We start from the raw sequence: 16543 nt of genomic DNA on the forward strand, positions 1-16543 counted from the left end.
CGCCCGGGGAGGCCGCAGGGCGGTGGGCGGCGGACCGGCGCTGGCCCGAGGGCGCCGCGCACGCGCTGTGCACCGTGCTGCGCAGCCGTGGGCGGAGCCTGGGGACGCTGACGTTCCTGCGCGGGCCTTCGCGGGCCGCCTTCGAGCGCGCGGACGCGGCGTACGCCGAGGAGGTCGCGGCCCGGGTCGCGGCGGATCTGGACTTGCTCGGGAGGTGAGGGGGAGCGGGGTGCGGGCCCGGCCGCAGCACTACCAGCGGCCGGTGGTGACCGCATCCGGCGGACCCGGCGGACCCGGCGGACCCGGCAGACCCGGCGGGCCGACCGGGCCTCCCGGCGGCCTGGCTAGTGGCGGAAGAAGATCCGGTCGCCGTACTCCTGCATGACGCGGCCGTTCCACTCGTGGCCGCCGTCGACGTTGCCCGAGCGCAGCAGCGGCGGCTCGATCCCGCGGGCGGCGAGCTCGCCGGCCGCGGCGGCCATGACCGCCTGCATGATCGCGCTGGTCACGACGGTGGAGGCGGGCGCGAAGGGCGCTTCGATGCCGTCGAGGGTCAGTTCGGCGTCACCGATCGCGATCTTGCTGTCGAGGACGATGTCGCAGTGGTCCTTGAGGAAGGTGCCGGAGACGTGCCGGGACTTGGTCCCGGTCGCGTACGCCACCGAGGTCACGCCGATGACCTTGAGGCCGATCGCGCGGGCGTTCATGGCCATCTCGACCGGCAGCGCGTTGCGCCCGGAGAGGGAGATGATCACGAGGACGTCGCCGTCGGAGGCCGGGCTGCTGTCCAGGACCGCCGCGGCGAGGCCGTCGACGCGCTCCAGGGCGCTGCCGAGGGTGGCCGGCATGACGTCGACGCCCACGGTGCCGGGGACGGCGAGGAAGTTCATCAGGGCGAGTCCGCCGGCCCGGTAGACGATGTCCTGCGCGGGGAGCGAGGAGTGGCCGGCGCCGAAGGCGAAGAGCTTGTTCCCGGCGGCGACGGCGTCCGCGATGACCGCGCCGGCCTCGCCGATGCGCGCGGACTCCTCGTCCCGTACCCGCTCCAGCAGGCCGATCGCGGCGTCGAAGAACTGACCGGCCAGCTTGCTCTCGCTCATACGCCGATGGCCTTCCGGGGTGGGAGTGGGGTGAAGTTGTCGTCCGTGTCCGGCGCTCACCGTGCGGTCTGGACCAAGGGCGTGTCAATACGAACGTCAACCCGTGGGACGAAAGGCCCGGTGAGAGGGGTAATGAGGGCCGTGGGGACGGCGCCTCGGCGGGTCGGCGGCGGATCCGGACCGGATCCGGACCGGGTCCGGATCGGGCCTTGGCCTCCGGCACGGGACGGTTCCCGGCGCGATGCGTCAGAATTGGGTGCAGGGCCAGCGCACGATATCCGAGGGGCACGAATGTCCGGACTGATCGATACCACGGAGATGTATCTCCGCACCATCCTCGAGCTGGAAGAGGAAGGCGTGGTCCCCATGCGCGCCCGTATCGCCGAGCGGCTCGACCAGAGCGGCCCGACGGTGAGCCAGACGGTGGCGCGCATGGAGCGCGACGGCCTGGTGGCCGTCGCCAGCGACCGGCACCTGGAGCTGACCGAGGAGGGGCGGCGACTGGCGACGCGCGTGATGCGCAAGCACCGGCTCGCGGAGTGTCTGCTCGTCGACGTCATCGGCCTGGAGTGGGAGCAGGTGCACGCCGAGGCCTGCCGTTGGGAGCACGTGATGAGCGAGGCGGTGGAGCGGCGGGTGCTGGAGCTGCTGCGCCACCCGACCGAGTCGCCGTACGGCAACCCGATCCCGGGCCTGGAGGAGCTGGGGGAGAAGGCCGAGGCGGACCCGTTCCTGGAGGACGGCATGGTCAGCCTGTCGGAGCTCGATCCGGGCCCCGAGGGCAAGACGGTCGTCATCCGCCGGATCGGGGAGCCGATCCAGACGGACGCGCAGCTGATGTACACGCTGCGGCGGGCGGGCGTGCAGCCCGGCTCCGTGGTAAGCGTGACCGAGTCGCCGGGCGGCGTGCTCGTCGGCAGCGGGGGCGAGGCCGCGGAGCTGCAGGCGGACATCGCCTCCCACGTGTTCGTGGCGAAGCGCTGACCGGTTGCGCGCTGAGCGGTCGAGAGCTGACCGTTGGAGTGCTGATCCGTTGAACGTCGGCTGGTCGCACGCGGATTGACGGACTGACGTTCGGGAGGGTCGCCTGTGCGAGCGGATCAGGCCGGTGTCGATCGTCGTGGACCGGCGCGGCTGGATATGGATGGTCCCGACGCCTTTCGGCGCCGGGACCAGTCCTCCCCTGTCTGACCTGGAGCCCCGAGCTCTCAAGGTCATCCCCTTCGGACCGTCTTCCCCGAGCGGCCCGCCTCCCTGTTGAAAGGATCTCCATCGGCAGCGGCGGCCAATCCTTGAGCAAGGTCACTCGAAAGAGCGGTGTTGAAGACGAGAACCCGGTTTTCGAATACGGGTTCGATACTGTGGCCGAGAGCGAAGGGGGTGCATCGTTGGTGGTACAGCGCTTCGATGTGACAGGAGCCGACGGCGTGCGCCTGGCTGCCTGGGAGTTCCGGGAGGCGGCCGCGGAGCCGTCGGGCGAGCCCGCGGCCCTCTTACTCCACGGCCTGATGGGCCGCGCGTTCCACTGGGCGGGTACCGCGCGCTGGCTCGCCGAGGGCCGCCGCGTCGTGGCCCTCGACCAGCGGGGCCACGGCCAGAGCGAGCGCCCGCTCCACGGACCGGGCAGCACGACGCCCTTGGGGCGCGAGGCCTTCGTGGCCGATGCCGAAGCCGCCATCGAGCAGCTCGGGCTCGCCCCCGTGACCCTGATCGGCCACTCCATGGGCGCCCTGACCGCCTGGCAGCTCGCGGCGCGCCGGCCCGACCTCGTGGCGGCGCTCGTCATCTGCGACATGCGGGCGTCGGCGCTCGGGGAGGCCTCGCAGCAGGAGTGGGAGGACTGGTTCCGGGGCTGGCCGCTGCCGTTCCCGACGCAGGACGCGGCCCGCCGCTGGTTCGGCGAGGACGACCCCCGCGTGGAGCGGCCGGATCCCGGGCGCGGCCGGTTCTTCGCCGAGGTGATGCACGAGGCCGAGGACGGATGGCGCCCGCTGTTCTCCCGCCGCCAGATGCTGACCGCGCGCGAGACGTGGGTCCACGACGCTCACTGGGAGGAGCTCGCCCAGGTGAGCTGCCCGACGCTGGTCGTCCGCGGCCTGGACGGCGAGCTGGGCCGGGCGGAGGCCCAGGAGATGGTCCGCGTCCTCCCGGCGGGCCAGTACGCGGAGATCCCCGACGCGGGCCACTACCTCCACTACGACCAGCCGGCGGCCTGGCGCGCGGCGGTGGAACCGTTCCTGGAGGGAATCAAGGCGTCGGCCTGAGGCCGGACGGCGGGGGCGGGGCGGGAGCCGCCCCCGCCCCCGCACCCGCCTTCGCCTGTGTCAGCCCTTGCTGACGGCCAGGAGGATCTCCGGGAGGCGGCGGGCCACCGTCGGGGCGGCCAGGCGCAGGCCGGCCCAAGTGGCCAGTGCGCCCCAGGCCGTGCCCAGGGGGAGCAGGATCCAGGTGAGGGAGTGGTGGTCCGCCACGTGGAGGTAGACCGTCAGGGCGATCAGCGGGGCGCAGATCAGCGCCGAGGAGAGCAGGCCGCCGAAGATGCCCATCCACGCCAGGGCGCCCTGGCCCGGGGCGACGTTCTTGAAGGCGCCCTCCGTCGGGATGGAGTACGGGAAGCGGGCCGAGGCCAGGGCTCCCGTGCACAGCATCGAGCCGAGCAGGGCCAGCGCCAGGCCCAGGGCGCCGGCGAAGCCGGGCCAGTCGCCGACCAGGGCGGCCGTCAGCGCGGTCACCAGGGCCGTGTACGGCACGGTGATCAGGGCGAGGGCGAGGGCGCGGGCGCGTAGTTCCCGGTACGCGTCGCGCGTGCTCGACAGGGTCTGCGCGACCATCCAGAACGCCGAGCCGTCCTGCCCGAACTGGTTGTACATCTGGACGCCGAGCATGCCCGAGGCGAAGCAGACCAAGTAGACCGAGCCGGTGCCCTGGAGGGCGTTGGCGGCCGGGATGATCGCTCCGACCACCAGGGCCGACACCCAGGTCGACTTGGTCTTCGGGTCGCGGACGATGTAGCGCAGCGTGCGCTGCGCGACCGCGCCCGTACGGCCGTCGTCGGGGAGGAGGGACCACGAGCGCGCGCCGCCAGCGGCATTCGCGCCCCGCGGCCCCTTCGGCTTGGCGGCCGCGATCGTCGAGCCGTCCGGGGTGACCATGAGCTTGGTGAGGCCGCGTTCCCAGGAGCGCAGGAGCAGCGCCAGCGCGGCGAGCGTGACGGCGAGTTGGGCCGCCGCCGTCCCGTACGCTCCCTCGCTCGCGGAGTCCACCATGCCGATGGCCGACGCGGGCGGCAGCCAGCGGACGATCTCCGCGGCCGGCTCCAGCCGCTCCAGTCCACCGGTCTGGAAGAGCCGCTGCCCGGCGAAGTTCACCACCTGGGCGCCCACCGCGATGACCAGACCGCTGAGCAGCGCGAGGTCGCGCCCCTTGCGGCTGGTCAGCAGCCGGACATTGGCCGTGGCCACCGCGCGGGCGAGTGCCACGCAGCCGAGCAGCAGGAGCGGCACGGCCAGTACGGCCGCCACGGTGCCCGCGGCGCCGTGGGCGAGGGCGATCGCGGAGCCGACCGCCAGGCACAGGGTGAACAGCGGTCCCGTGCCGACGAGGGAGGAGACCAGCAGGGCCCGTACGAGCGGGCGCGGGCGCAGCGGCAGCATGACGAGCCGGCTCGGGTCGAGGGTCTCGTCCCCGGTCGGGAAGAACAGCGGCATGAAGGTCCAGCCGAGGGCGAGGACCGCCGCCAGCAGGACGACCACCGCGTTCGCGTGCTCGTTGCCGCGCAGCAGCGCGAGGCCGAGCGTGACGAGGAAGGCGGCGGCGAGGGCGAAGGCGAGGGCGCCGAAGTACGCGGCCTTGCGCTTGGAGGAGCCCTTGAGGCCGTTGCGCAGGAGCGACAGCTTGAGGCGGACGAAGATCGGCGTGAGGGAGACCGGGGCGGAGGCGGATGCCGGGGCGGCCGTGTTCATCGGACGCCCGATCCGGTGCCGGTGCCGGTGCCGGTGCCGGTGCCGGTGCCGGTGCCGGTGTCGGTGTCAGCGCCAGCGCCAGTGCCAGTGCCCGGGCCGGCGCCCCGGGCCCTGCCCGCGGCCGCGCCGCCGCCGAGCCAGTCCAGCGACTCGCCCGTGGCCAGGCCCCGCGCCCCGACCAGTTCGAGGAACGCGGCCTGCAGCGAGGGCGCGTCGCCCCGTACGTCGGCCAGCGGTCCTGCGGCCCGGATGCGGCCGGCGGCCATGACGGCCACCCAGTCGCACAGCGACTCGACGAGCTCCATGACGTGGGAGGAGAAGACGACCGTCGCTCCGGAGGAGGTGTAACGTTCCAGCACTCCGCGGATGGTCTGCGCGGACACCGGGTCCACGCCCTCGAACGGCTCGTCCAGGAAGAGGACTTCGGGGTTGTGGAGCAGTGCGGCCGCCAGGCCGATCTTCTTCCGCATGCCCGTGGAATAGTCGACGATCAGCTTGTTCTGCGAACCGGCCAGATCGAGGACCTCCAGCAGCTGGGTGGCCCGGCTGTCCGTCTCCCGGCCCGGCAGCCCCCGCAGCCGGCCCATGTAGCCGAGCAGTTCGCGTCCCGACAGGCGCTCGAAGAGCCGCAGCCCCTCGGGCAGTACGCCGATCCGCGATTTGACCTCGACCGGGTCCGCCCAGACGTCGTGTCCGGCGACGCTCACGCGCCCCATGTCCGGGCGCAGCAGCCCGGTCACCATCGACAGCGTGGTCGTCTTGCCCGCGCCGTTCGGTCCGACCAGACCGATGAACTGCCCGGCGGGCAGCTCCAGGTCGATCCCGGCGACGGCCACTTGCTCGCCGAACCGCTTCCACAAACCTTCCACCCGCACGGCGGCCGCGGCCGGCGGCGCGGTTCGCGCGCCGCCACCCACTCCGTCCGTACCGACCACCCGGGCGCCTTGGTCCGACATGCGCCTGCCTCTCGTTCTGTTCCCCGTGTCCTGCTTTCCTCACCATAGGAGGAGGGGGAGAGGGCGGAGCAGTTACTTATGTCATGAGTTTCCCGTCGGAAATGTCGGCCGCGGATCCACGGTTCCGGGTCCCGCTCCGGGTCTCGCGCCGCGTCTTACGCGCCGCGCCGGGCCCGCTCCGCCGCCGCCTCGCGACCGCACGCGTACGCCAGCGCGTCGATCAGCTCCTCCATGTCCGGCAGCCACCGGTTCGCGGCCGTCGGCGGCTGCGCCCACTGGACCGAGCCGCGGCCGCCGATGCGGGTCGGCGGGGCCGCCACGTACTCGCCTTCGCCCCGTGCGTGCAGGTCGAGTTGGGGCGGCTGCCAGCCGAGCTTGCGCAGCAGGTCCGGCACCTTCGCCCCGGCGCCCGGAAGGACGAAGAACAGCATCCGGCCGGCGGGGGTGGCGATCACCGGCCCGAGGGTGCGCTGCATGCGCTGGAGCCGGGCCAGCGCGAGGAACCCGGCCGCGTCCGGCACGTCGAGCGCGTCGAAGGTCCGGCCGGTCGGCAGCAGGATGGAGGCCGTCGGGTTCTTGCCCCAGAGCCGCCGCACCTGCACGGCGCTGCCCGAGGCCAGCGAGGCCCAGTCCTTCACCGCCGGGTGCGCGCCCGGGGCCGGGCAGTCGGCCGCCCCGCACGAGCACCGTTCCCGCCCGTCGGCGGCCTCCAGCCAGGCACCGGCGAAGACATCCCAGTGCCGCTCTTCCGCGTACCGCACGGCATGGTCCAGCAGCGGCTCGCTGCGCTGAAGGGGAACGGGCGCGGTCTCCGTGACTCCGATGGTCTTTTCCACGTGCAACACAACTCTTGCGGTCACCGGGGGTTACGGGCGCAAACCAGCCGGGAGCCGGAGCATCGATCCTGCATGCGGGGCGCATCGGTGCATCGCGGGGGGCGCGCAGGAGGGCGGGGCGCCGGAGGTGGGTAGCGACAGGACGCATTGGGGAAGATTCCCCGCACATCAGGCGGGAAGTGATCATTCCGTCGGTCACCCGCGGCCTTTGGGGGTTTTCATGGCAGCCAGGCCTCTCCTCGCCCGCCAGCCGAACGAACGGCTACAGGCGCTCATCCAGGAAGCCGGGTGCTCCAACGCCGGGCTCGCCCGGCGCGTCAACATGTGCGGGGCCGAACACGGTCTCGACCTTCGCTACGACAAGACGTCCGTCGCCCGCTGGCTGCGCGGCCAGCAGCCGCGCGGCCGGGCCCCGGGGATCATCGCCGAGGCGCTCGGCCGCAAACTCGGCCGGACCGTCACCATCGACGAGATCGGCATGGCCAACGGCAAGAACCTCGCCTCCGGCGTCGGCCTGCAGTTCTCCCCGACCGTCGTCGGCGCGATCGAGCAGGTCTGCGAGCTGTGGCGCAGCGACGTGGGCCGGCGCGACTTCCTCTCCGGGTCCAGCGTGGCCTCCTCGGCGCTCGTTGAGCCGAGCCGCGACTGGCTGATCACCGGGGCCGACGCGCAGGTCGCGCGCAGCGGCGGCTCGCGGGTCGGGATGTCCGACGTGGAGGCCGTCCAGGCCACCACCGAGGCGCTGAAGGACCTCGACCACCGCTTCGGGAGCGGGCACGTGCGGCCGGTGGTCGTGCACTACCTCAACTCGGTGGTCTCCGGGCTGATCGGCGGTTCCTACCGGGAACCGGTGGGCCGCGCGCTGTTCGCGGCGGTCGCCCGGCTGACCGAGCTGGCGGGCTACATGGCCGTGGACACGGGCCAGCCGGGGCTCGCCCAGCGCTACTACATCCAGGCGCTGCGGCTGGCGCAGGCGGCCGGGGACCGGGCGTACGGGGGCTACGTGCTGGCGGCCTCCATGAGCCACCTCGCGGCGGAGCTGGGCAATCCGCGGGAGATCGCGCAACTGGCCAGAGCGGCGCAGGAGGGCACGCGCGGGCAGGTCACCCCCCGGGTGGAGGCGATGTTCTACGCGGCCGAGGCGCGCGGGCACGCGCTGCTCGGTGACGCGCGGGCGACGGCGGTGCTGACCTCGCGGGCGGTGACGGCGCTGGAGCGGGCGGAACCGGAATCGGGCGACGACCCGGTGTGGATCAGCCACTTCGACCGGGCGTACCTGGCCGACGAACTGGCCCACTGCCACCGGGACCTGGGCCAGGCGGACGCGGCGGCGAAGCGGGCCGAGGAGGCCCTGCGGGACCTTCCGGCGGCCAAGGCGCGCCGCCGGGCGATCGGCCTGCTCCTGCTGGCGGCGGCGCGGGTGCAGCAGCGTGAGGTCGAAGCCGCCTGCCAGACGGCCGCGCAGGCGGCGGACGTCCTGTCGGGGATCAGGTCGAACCGGGGCGCCGGGTACCTGGAGGACTTCCGGGCCCGGGTGGAGCCGTACCGGGAGGAACCGGCGGTACGGGAGTTCGGGGCCCGTCTGGAGGCGGTGTCCTGACCGGCGTCATGGCCGGGGTCGCAGCCGGGGTCATGGCCGGTGCCGGGACCGGTCTGACCGGTGTCGAGACCGGTGTCGAGACCGGTGTCGTGACGGGTGACGCGGGCGGGGACCGGGGAGCCGTCCGGCGGCGGGAAGGGGGATGCCCGACGGGGAAGGGGTGCGACCGGGTAGCGTGAGTCGACGTTCCGAAGGTTCGGACAGGTCGGAGAGGGAGACCCGGTGACGGAGAGCGGACAGGGCGGCCAGGACGGCCAAGGCGGCCAGGGCGGGGGCCCCCGGGCCGGCACGCCGTGGGGCCCTCCCATGCCTGCGCAGCCGGACGCGCAGCCGGAGTACCCGTACGACCGGCCCTACGACGACGTGCCCTCCGACGCCCGGCCCGCGGACGGCGGGCCCGCGGAGGGTCACCCCGCGCCCGGCGGCCCGGCCTACGGCTACCCGCAGGGGCACGTCCTGGGCCCGGGTTACGAGGGCCCGGGCGAGCCGCACGGCTACGGCTACCCGCCGCTGCCCGAGGCGGTCACGCAGTACATACCGCCGGTCCCGGCCGCTCCCGCGCACGAGGAGGCCGCCACCCAGTACATGGCTCCGGTCCCGGACGCTCCCGCGCACGAGGAGGCCGCCACCCAGTACATGGCTCCGGTCCCGCCCGCTCCCGCGCACGCCGAGGCCGCCACGCAGTACATGGCTCCGGTCCCGGCCGCCCCCGCGCACGGAGAGGCCGCGACGCAGTACATCCCGCCGGTTCCCGCCGTCCCCGCGGACCCGGCCGCCGGGTTCGACGGGCTGTTCCGCGGCGACACGCAGCACCTGCCGCCCGTTCAGGAGCCGGTGCTCCGTCGGCAGCCGCCGCGCCAGTATCCGTCGCAGCAGCCGTCGCGCCCGCAGCAGCAGTTCCAGCAGCCACAGCAGCCGCAGCAGGCACAGCAGCCACACCAGGCACAGCAGTTCCAGCAGCCGCAGCAGGCACAGCAGTTCCAGCAGCCGCAGCCCTTCCAGCAGCCTCAACAGCCGCAGTACCAGCAGCAGCCGCAGCAGGGGTTCCAGCAACAGGGCCTTCCGCAGCAGCAGTTCCCCCAACAGGCGCAGCAGTTCGCGCCGCCGGAGGAGCCCGCCGGCCGCAGGATCTCGCCCGCGATCGTCGCCGCCGTCGTCATCGGCCTGGCCGTCGTCGGACTCGGCGTCGGTGCGGTGCTCAGCGACGAGAAGGCCCAGAACAACGACCCCGGCGCGCAGGCCAGTACCCCCACCGCCGGCGGTTCGGCCAAGGCCGGGGGCGAGGCGCCGCTCGACCCGGCCCAGCCGCAGGCCGTCCAGCTGGACAAGCTGCTCGCGGACAGCAACGACAGCCGCGCCTCGGTGATCAAGGCCGTCGACGACGTCAAGGGCTGCCGCAACCTCGACCAGGCGGCCATCGACCTGCGCGACGCGGCCCGCCAGCGCGAGGAGCTGGTGACCCGGCTCCAGGAGCTCAAGGTGGACCAGCTCCCGGACCACGCGAAGCTGAGCGACGCCCTCACCAAGGCGTGGAAGTCCTCCGCCGAGGCCGACAACAGCTACGCGTCCTGGGCGGACGACCTCAAGGCCGACGGCGAGAAGTGCAAGGACGGGAAGGCGAAGTCCACCGGCAACGACACCGCCGGCAACAAGGCGAGCGGTGACGCCACGAAGGCCAAGGAGTCGGCGGCCGGCATGTGGAACACGATCGCCGGCAAGTACAACCTCACCAAGCGGGACAAGAGCCAGCTGTAGCCGGCGGATCGTCGGGCGGCCACGGCCACGGCCACGGTCATGGCTCCGGCCCCGCCACTAGCTGGTGCGCGGGGCCGATTCCAGGGTCTCGGTCATGTCCAGGGACTGCTCGCCCGGCTGGGCCACGAGACGGCCCTGCTGGACGATCTGGAAGGTGACCCGGCCGTTCACGATGCGGGGGAACCCCGCGACGGCGCGCATGTCCTGGTAGCGCCAGCTGAGGTCAGGGGTGAGGCCGCCGGTCTTGACGGGCTCGGCCTGGTTGAGCTTCTGCGCGAGCTTGCGGGACGTGATCCGCTCGTCGGCCCCGAACCGCTTCACCGCCTCGCTGAACACCGTGTACGCGATCCACGTGGTCTGGGCCCCGCTGTCGTCGGGGTCCACGGTGTCGTCGCCGAAGGCCTGCTCGGTGATCGCCCGGCGCATCGGCTCCCAGAGGGGATCGGAGGCGACCGGGTACCAGCTGGTGACGTACGCGCCCTCGAAGGGGCTGTCCTTGCCGCCGGTGCGGTCCACCATGGCCTGGCTGACCGAGCCGAGCACCGAGGAGATCTGCGGCTTGCGGTTCTGGGCGTCGGCGCGGCGGAAGGCGTCGAAGAAGGTCTCGGTGCGCGAGCCGAGGACGGCGGCCACGCAGCCCTTGTCCTTGCCGTCCTTGCCGTCCTTGGCCGGGGCCGCGCCCTTGCTCCCGGCGGCCGGGGCGGCCGGCGAGGAGCCGGCCAGGGCCTCGCGGGCCTGCGGGGTGTAGTCCGCGGAGTCCTCGGCGGCCCGGATGTCGCCGGTATCGGCGACCTGGTTGGCCCTGAGGCCGGCGTTGAGCTGGAGCGGCAGGGAGTCGCCCGCGAGGGTGTCGGGGCGGACGAGGGCGACCTTGGAGCAGGCCCGGCCCAGTTGGTGGCCGGCGCCGGCGAGGAGGACGGGCTGGCCGCCGTTGACGGGGTAGGACAGCGGCGACTGGAACTCCTCGGGGGACACTCCGTACCCGCCGATGAACGGGATGCCCTCGGCCTCCAGCGGGGCCATGAAGGCGCGTCCGTGCTGGCTGTACGAGCCGACGACGGCGACGGCCTTCTCGGCGATCGCCTTGCGGGCGCAGTCGGCGGCGCCGCCGGCCGTGTTGTGCTCGTTGCAGGTCAGGACGCGGATCTTGTGGCCGTTGACGCCGCCCTTGGCGTTGGCCCAGCGCCCGTAGGCCTTGGCCATGCCGGGCATCCCGGGCATGTTGGTCGCTCGGGAGTCCTCCGGCGCGAAGGTCATGACGGTGAGGGTGGAGCCGGACCCTCCGGAGCCCCCCGAGCCCGCGGGGAGCACCCCGCAGCCGGCCATAAGACACGTGCCCGTAGCCGTGGCCAGGAGGGTGCGGGTCAGGGTGGTCGCGCGTCGCCGGATGGTCATGTTCATGCACCATTCCGCTCCGCGGGTAACTGAAGTGCGAGGTGTGCACAACACGGGGTGACGGCCAGGTGAATTACGGGTGGAGCCGCACGGAGGGTGGGGCGGCGCGGGGTCCGCCCGGGCGCTGCAAGATCGCGCACGACGGGAACGTACGATCGAAAGCGTGACATTCGCCCAAGGTTCGAAGAACTCTTCCCGCCGCGGCGGCCGCTCCTCCACCATGGGCGGCATGCCCCTCAACGACATGCCGTGGTGGCGCTGGCGCAGCAACGTGCGCTCGGCGCTGCACATGCTTTCCGACCCCGCGTTCCAGGAGGACACCTGGCTGGCCGGCGCCGAGGGGTACGGGGACGTCACCGACGCCGTGTACCGGCTCGTCGAGGACACCTGGCTCGACAGCTGGTCGGCGGAGAAGTACGTCGGCACGATCTTCCGCGACTCCCAGGAGGCGGCCCTGGTCGACCTCGCCGTGCTGCGCGTGCTGCGGATCATGCACCAGATCGGCCCCGACGCTCCCGTCTCCGGATACCTGGAGCACCACGCCTGGCCGGAGGCCGTACGGGCCGCGCGCGAGGCCCACGTACGGCTGTCGACGGCGGACGGGGACGACCCGGACGCGCGGCCGCGGTCGCTCGACGTTCTGCGGATCCTCACGCGCGCGGTGTGAGCGGCGCGATGTGAAAGGCTATGCGGTCATGAGCGATGACCCGAAGCCGCAGACCACGGCCCCGCAGCAGTACGTACTGACCCTCTCCTGCCCCGACAAGCAGGGCATCGTGCACGCGGTGTCCAGCTATCTCTTCATGACCGGGTGCAACATCGAGGACAGCCAGCAGTTCGGCGACCGCGACACCGGTCTCTTCTTCATGCGGGTCCACTTCGAGGCCGACGCCCCGGTGACGGTCGAGAAGCTGCGCGCGAGCTTCGCCGCGATCGGCGACTCCTGCAAGATGGACTGGCAGATCCACCGCTCCGACGAGCGCATGCGGATCGTGCTGATGGTCTCGAAGTTCGGCCACTGCCTCAACGACCTGCTGTTCCGCCACCGGATCGGCGCGCTGCCGGTCGAGATCGCCGCGGTGGTCTCGAACCACACCGACTTCGAAGAGCTGGTCGGCTCGTACGGGATCCCGTTCGTGCACATTCCCGTCACGAAGGACACGAAGGCGGCGGCGGAGGAGCGGGTCCTGGAGCTGGTCCGCGCCGAGAACGTCGAACTCGTCGTGCTCGCCCGCTACATGCAGGTGCTCTCGGACACCCTGTGCTCGGCGCTGAGCGGCCGGATCATCAACATCCACCACTCGTTCCTGCCGAGCTTCAAGGGCGCGAAGCCGTACCACCAGGCGCACGCGCGGGGTGTGAAGCTCATCGGTGCGACCGCGCACTACGTGACGGCGGACCTGGACGAGGGCCCGATCATCGAGCAGGAGGTCGAGCGGGTGGGCCACGAGGTCACCCCCGACCAGCTGGTGGCGATCGGCCGCGACGTGGAGTGCCAGGCGCTGGCGCGCGCGGTGAAGTGGCACAGCGAGCACCGCGTGCTCCTGAACGGGACCCGCACGGTCGTCTTCGCCTAGGACTGGGTGGTCACAGCACCGGTCACGGCACCGGTCACAGCCGGCTGAGCGAGGCCGCCGCGAAGAGTACGTCGCGGATGGCCTCTCGGTCGCCGGTCTGGCCCACCGCCGCGTCCTGCGGGGAGATGTGCCCGGCCGCCAGCTGGCAGAACTCGACGCCGTCCAGGGCGATCCGGGCCACCGTGTGCTCCGCCGAGGGCTTCGCCGCCGGGGAGTCCAGGGAGATGTTCCAGCCGCCCCCGCCGGCGCCCTCGATCTCCAGGTGCAGCGTCCGGCCCGGGGCGCCCGCCGCGACGAGGGCGCGCGGCGGCGCGGCGAGCCCCGCCCGCCGGCGCCCGGCGAGTGCCTCCGGCAGCAGCCGGGCGGCCAGGTCGATCATGCGGTGCAGGTGGGGCGCGGACGGCGGCTCGTACGGGTAGTCCACCGCGTCCGCGATGTCCACGGCGTGCACCCAGCACTCGAAGGCCCGCTCGAGGAAGGCGTCGCCCAGGGGCAGGGTGAAGGGCCCGTAGCCGACCGGGAGTTCGGCGGCCCCCTGGCCCGCGAAGGAGACCGTGCGGACCAGGGTGTGGCCCTGGTCCCGCCACGGCTCGCGGACCCGGCGCGTGGCCGGGTACGGGGCGGACTCCCAGTAGTGCTCGGTGCGGTCGGCCGGACCGCTCCGAGGGGCGTCGGGGCCCAGCGGGTCGTCCAGTCCGAGCGCCGCCGCGACGAGGCCGTCCACCGACAGCAGGTGCCCGATGACCCCGGCCACCGTGGTCCGGCGGGCCTGGGGCCGCTCGTCCTGGAACCACTTCAGCCGGACCGGGGTGTGCCACTCCGAGTCCCCGAAGTCCCGCAGCAGCGCGTCGAGCCGCGCCGTCTCGGTGTCGTACGGCTGCGCCCACGCCGGAACCGGGATGCGGGCCGGCCGCTTGCCGAGGCAGTCCTCCAGCACGCGCGAGCGCAGCAGCGGCTTGAGGTCGAGGCTGTCCTCCGGGTGCAGCAGGCCCACGGCGTCGCGCAGCCGCAGGGCCTCCTCGGCGCAGGGCGCGCACTCGGTGAGGTGGTCCTCGACGGCCTGGGTCTCCTCGGCGGAGCAGGCGGCCAGGGCCCAGGCGCCGAGCAGGGACTTCAGTACGGCGTGGGTGGGCGGTCCGGAGGGCACGGGCGGGGGAGCGGACCGGGCCGGAGGCGCCGATGGCCCGGTCGGGACCTCCGGGGGATCCGTCGCATCCGGGTGCGTGGGGTGGTCGGCGGACTCGGGGTGGTCGTCGGGCTCGGGGTGGTCGGCGGACTCGGGGTACTCGGTGTGCTCGGGGCCGCCGGGGTGTTCGAGGTCGTCGGCCGCCGCGCGCGGGCCCGGAAGGGGCACCGGGCCGCCGCCGCGCGGGGGCCGCTCGAACGGGTCGTCGGAGTCGAAGGGGCTGGTCATCAAGGCGTTCCGTATCCGCCGGGTCCGTATCCGCCGGGTCCGTGTCCGGAAGCTCCGTGTCCGGAAGCTCCGTGTCCGGAAGATCCGTATCCGGGCGGGGCGGCTTCCTCTCGCGGGACGGCATTGGCCGTCGCCAGCAGTTGCAGGCCCAGCCGCAGCCGGCGCCGGGCCTCGTCCTCGCTGATCTGCAGGTCGGCGGCGGCCTGCCGGTAGTCGCGGCGCTTGAAGTACGCGAGTTCGAGCGCGGCGCGCAGTGGCGCCGGCATGGAGGTGACGATGAAGTCCGCGCGCGCGGCCGCGGTGGCGCTGCGCACCTTCTGCTCCAGTTCCTCGCGGGAGCCGCGGCCCAGCTCGGCCTGGCGCAGGCGGGCGACGGCCTGGCCCTGGGTGATGCGGGCGACCCAGGAGCGCATGGAGCCCTGTTTGGGGTCATAGGCGTCCGGGTTCTCCCAGATGTAGCCGAAGACCTCGCGGGTGATCCGGTCGGCGGCCTTCTCGTCGCCCAGGACCCGGTGGGCGAGGTTGTGCACGAGCGAGGCGAAGCGGTCGTACAGCTCGCCCAGCGCGGCGGCCTCGCCGCGCGACAGGCGTTGCTGCATGCGGCGGTCCCAGCGCGGTGGAACGTCCTTCGCCATCGTGCCCCCAGCCGGCTTCCCCGGATCCACAGCCGTGTGTCGACCACTCGAATGTAGTGGGCACACAGCGGTCCGCGGCAGGTTTGGGCGAACCTTCCTCCGGAACCCCGTGTTCCGTGGTAGAGGCGTGACATGGTGGTGAACGGGAAGGCGGGGCTCGAGGCATGGGCACGCGCGTACGCGCCCCGTCGCGCTTCTCGTGCGCTGGTTCGATGCGGCCACCTGCTTGACCGCTTCGCTTAACGCGCAGGCCACGTAGGCCTTACGCTCCTGCCTTGTCTTGAACTGCACCCCACCGCACATGTGAAGGCGGAACGCCGAATATGGACAGCGCAGAATACGAGCGCAAGATCGCCGCCCGATTCGCCACCTTCGACCAGGACGGAAACGGCTATATCGACCGGGAGGACTTCAGCGCGGCAGCGAAGGCGGTGTTGGCCGAATTCACCGTGGCGGCCCGCTCCGACAGGGGTCAGGACGTCTTCGCGGGAGCGGAGGCCTTCTGGCAGGGCTTGGCCGGCATCGCGGACGTGGACGGCGACCAGCGCGTGTCCCGCGACGAGTTCATCACGGGCGCGGCCAAGCGGCTGCGGGACAACCCGCAGCGGTTCGCCGAGATCGCGCGCCCGTTCCTGCGGGCGGTGATCGCCGTGGCGAACCAGGACGGCGGCGGCGCCACCCCGGCGGCCGCGGCGCGCGTCCTGCGCGTGCTCGGCACTCCGGAGGAACTGGCGACGCAGGTGGCGACCGCCCTGGACGCGGACGGCGACGGCCGCATCACGGAGGACGAGATCCTGGCGGCCTTCGCGGGCTACTGCGGCGTGGCGGCCCCGGACGCGTGACGCCTGCGGGGCGGGCGGGGCGGGGGTGTACGAAGCTTCGTATCGTCGTGGATCGGCATGGTGTGGCGGGAGCGGGGGACCGCGCAGGGGACCGGGTGACACGCACGCCCGGACCCCAAGCCCGGTGACGGCGCCCCTTCGCCTGGGACTCAGATGGCGGTGGAGAGCGCTACGTGCCTCCATTCGTCGAGTTCACGCCGCACCAGATCCAGCTTCGCCTCGACGCGCTCGACCGCGTCCGCGCCCAACTGCAGGCGCAGCGGGGGCTCGGCGACCTCGGTGACGTCGACGATGGCTTTGGCTCCCTTCACCGGATCGCCAGGCTGACGGTCGTCGTTGTTGGCCAGGGCCTCGCGCACTGGTCCCGCGCCAGCGACATAGTCCACGATGGAGGCCGGTTCGGCCTGCAGGCTGGAGCCGTTGAGGAAGTCGGTGCGAAACCCACCCGGCTCTACCTCTGATCTTGGCCAG

General features: G+C 72.9%; 14 protein-coding genes and 2 pseudogenes. 8 read left to right on the plus strand and 8 right to left on the minus strand.

From position 1 onward, the window contains the following. Positions 1-218 (plus strand): annotated as a pseudogene (locus tag J7E97_RS25780) (diguanylate cyclase); the annotation flags it as partial. Positions 219-344: 126 nt separating this feature from the next. Here J7E97_RS25780 and J7E97_RS25785 read toward each other — a convergent pair. After that, the gene (locus J7E97_RS25785; RefSeq protein ID WP_215031746.1) at positions 345-1100 is read right to left on the minus strand and encodes an SIS domain-containing protein; all 756 of its coding nucleotides are present in this window, start codon (positions 1098-1100) and stop codon (positions 345-347) included. 291 nt (positions 1101-1391) lie between these two features. Here J7E97_RS25785 and J7E97_RS25790 point away from each other — a divergent pair, with 291 nt between their 5' ends. Then, a complete protein-coding gene (locus J7E97_RS25790) occupies positions 1392-2084 on the plus strand; it encodes a metal-dependent transcriptional regulator (protein WP_215031748.1) in 693 nt (230 codons plus the stop codon). Between the two features lie 407 nt (positions 2085-2491). Beyond that, positions 2492-3364: an alpha/beta fold hydrolase gene (locus J7E97_RS25795; RefSeq protein WP_215031764.1), complete on the plus strand. Its 873-nt coding sequence runs from the start codon at positions 2492-2494 to the stop codon at positions 3362-3364. Between the two features lie 60 nt (positions 3365-3424). On the opposite strand, the gene J7E97_RS25800 is transcribed toward J7E97_RS25795, so the two are convergent. From J7E97_RS25800 to J7E97_RS25810, 3 genes are all read right to left on the minus strand, one after another. After that, positions 3425-5062, minus strand: a complete 1638-nt coding sequence (locus tag J7E97_RS25800) for a transporter (protein ID WP_215031750.1) — start codon at positions 5060-5062, stop codon at positions 3425-3427. Continuing rightward, positions 5059-6018: an ABC transporter ATP-binding protein gene (locus tag J7E97_RS25805; protein ID WP_251055152.1), complete on the minus strand. Its 960-nt coding sequence runs from the start codon at positions 6016-6018 to the stop codon at positions 5059-5061. Before J7E97_RS25805 ends, J7E97_RS25800 begins: the two co-directional genes overlap by 4 nt. Before the next feature lie 155 nt (positions 6019-6173). Next, positions 6174-6854, minus strand: a complete 681-nt coding sequence (locus J7E97_RS25810; protein ID WP_215031752.1) for a bifunctional DNA primase/polymerase — start codon at positions 6852-6854, stop codon at positions 6174-6176. Between the two features lie 220 nt (positions 6855-7074). Here J7E97_RS25810 and J7E97_RS25815 point away from each other — a divergent pair, with 220 nt between their 5' ends. Both J7E97_RS25815 and J7E97_RS25820 read left to right on the plus strand, forming a co-directional pair. Beyond that, positions 7075-8454, plus strand: a complete 1380-nt coding sequence (locus J7E97_RS25815) for a transcriptional regulator (RefSeq protein WP_215031754.1) — start codon at positions 7075-7077, stop codon at positions 8452-8454. A 306-nt stretch (positions 8455-8760) separates the two neighbouring features. After that, a complete protein-coding gene (locus J7E97_RS25820) occupies positions 8761-10209 on the plus strand; it encodes a hypothetical protein (protein ID WP_251055153.1) in 1449 nt (482 codons plus the stop codon). A gap of 57 nt (positions 10210-10266) precedes the next feature. Here J7E97_RS25820 and J7E97_RS25825 read toward each other — a convergent pair whose 3' ends face one another. Beyond that, positions 10267-11604, minus strand: a complete 1338-nt coding sequence (locus tag J7E97_RS25825; protein ID WP_215031767.1) for an ABC transporter substrate-binding protein — start codon at positions 11602-11604, stop codon at positions 10267-10269. A gap of 220 nt (positions 11605-11824) precedes the next feature. Between J7E97_RS25825 and J7E97_RS25830 the strand changes: the two genes are divergently transcribed. Both J7E97_RS25830 and purU read left to right on the plus strand, forming a co-directional pair. Further along, positions 11825-12271 (plus strand): hypothetical protein, encoded by a 447-nt coding sequence (locus tag J7E97_RS25830; protein WP_215031770.1) that lies wholly within the window; start codon positions 11825-11827, stop codon positions 12269-12271. Positions 12272-12299: 28 nt separating this feature from the next. Continuing rightward, positions 12300-13181 (plus strand): formyltetrahydrofolate deformylase, encoded by an 882-nt coding sequence (purU, locus tag J7E97_RS25835; RefSeq protein WP_215031759.1) that lies wholly within the window; start codon positions 12300-12302, stop codon positions 13179-13181. Positions 13182-13215: 34 nt separating this feature from the next. Here the strand turns inward: purU and J7E97_RS25840 are convergent, their stop codons facing one another. After that, a complete protein-coding gene (locus J7E97_RS25840) occupies positions 13216-14595 on the minus strand; it encodes a maleylpyruvate isomerase family mycothiol-dependent enzyme (protein ID WP_251055154.1) in 1380 nt (459 codons plus the stop codon). Next, the gene (locus J7E97_RS25845) at positions 14595-15230 is read right to left on the minus strand and encodes a sigma factor (RefSeq protein WP_251055155.1); all 636 of its coding nucleotides are present in this window, start codon (positions 15228-15230) and stop codon (positions 14595-14597) included. Before J7E97_RS25845 ends, J7E97_RS25840 begins: the two co-directional genes overlap by 1 nt. Before the next feature lie 323 nt (positions 15231-15553). On the opposite strand from J7E97_RS25845, the gene J7E97_RS25850 reads away from it, so the two are divergent. Then, complete coding sequence (locus tag J7E97_RS25850; RefSeq protein WP_215031762.1) at positions 15554-16072, plus strand: EF-hand domain-containing protein; 519 nt, start codon at positions 15554-15556, stop codon at positions 16070-16072. A 149-nt stretch (positions 16073-16221) separates the two neighbouring features. Here J7E97_RS25850 and J7E97_RS25855 read toward each other — a convergent pair. Then, positions 16222-16543: pseudogene (locus tag J7E97_RS25855) on the minus strand (short-chain dehydrogenase/reductase); the annotation flags it as partial.

Source organism: Streptomyces sp. ISL-66 (assembly GCF_018614135.1).
Lineage (GTDB): Bacteria > Actinomycetota > Actinomycetes > Streptomycetales > Streptomycetaceae > Streptomyces.

Coding starts and splice junctions, on each gene's coding strand:
- J7E97_RS25800 (WP_215031750.1), bottom strand. CDS start 5,062: ATGAACACGGCCGCCCCGGCATCCGCCTCCGCCCCGGTCTCCCTCACG.
- J7E97_RS25820 (WP_251055153.1), top strand. CDS start 8,761: ATGCCTGCGCAGCCGGACGCGCAGCCGGAGTACCCGTACGACCGGCCC.
- J7E97_RS25850 (WP_215031762.1), top strand. CDS start 15,554: ATGGACAGCGCAGAATACGAGCGCAAGATCGCCGCCCGATTCGCCACC.
- J7E97_RS25840 (WP_251055154.1), bottom strand. CDS start 14,595: ATGACCAGCCCCTTCGACTCCGACGACCCGTTCGAGCGGCCCCCGCGC.
- J7E97_RS25815 (WP_215031754.1), top strand. CDS start 7,075: ATGGCAGCCAGGCCTCTCCTCGCCCGCCAGCCGAACGAACGGCTACAG.
- J7E97_RS25825 (WP_215031767.1), bottom strand. CDS start 11,604: ATGACCATCCGGCGACGCGCGACCACCCTGACCCGCACCCTCCTGGCC.
- J7E97_RS25790 (WP_215031748.1), top strand. CDS start 1,392: ATGTCCGGACTGATCGATACCACGGAGATGTATCTCCGCACCATCCTC.
- J7E97_RS25845 (WP_251055155.1), bottom strand. CDS start 15,230: ATGGCGAAGGACGTTCCACCGCGCTGGGACCGCCGCATGCAGCAACGC.
- purU (WP_215031759.1), top strand. CDS start 12,300: ATGAGCGATGACCCGAAGCCGCAGACCACGGCCCCGCAGCAGTACGTA.
- J7E97_RS25785 (WP_215031746.1), bottom strand. CDS start 1,100: ATGAGCGAGAGCAAGCTGGCCGGTCAGTTCTTCGACGCCGCGATCGGC.
- J7E97_RS25830 (WP_215031770.1), top strand. CDS start 11,825: ATGGGCGGCATGCCCCTCAACGACATGCCGTGGTGGCGCTGGCGCAGC.
- J7E97_RS25805 (WP_251055152.1), bottom strand. CDS start 6,018: ATGTCGGACCAAGGCGCCCGGGTGGTCGGTACGGACGGAGTGGGTGGC.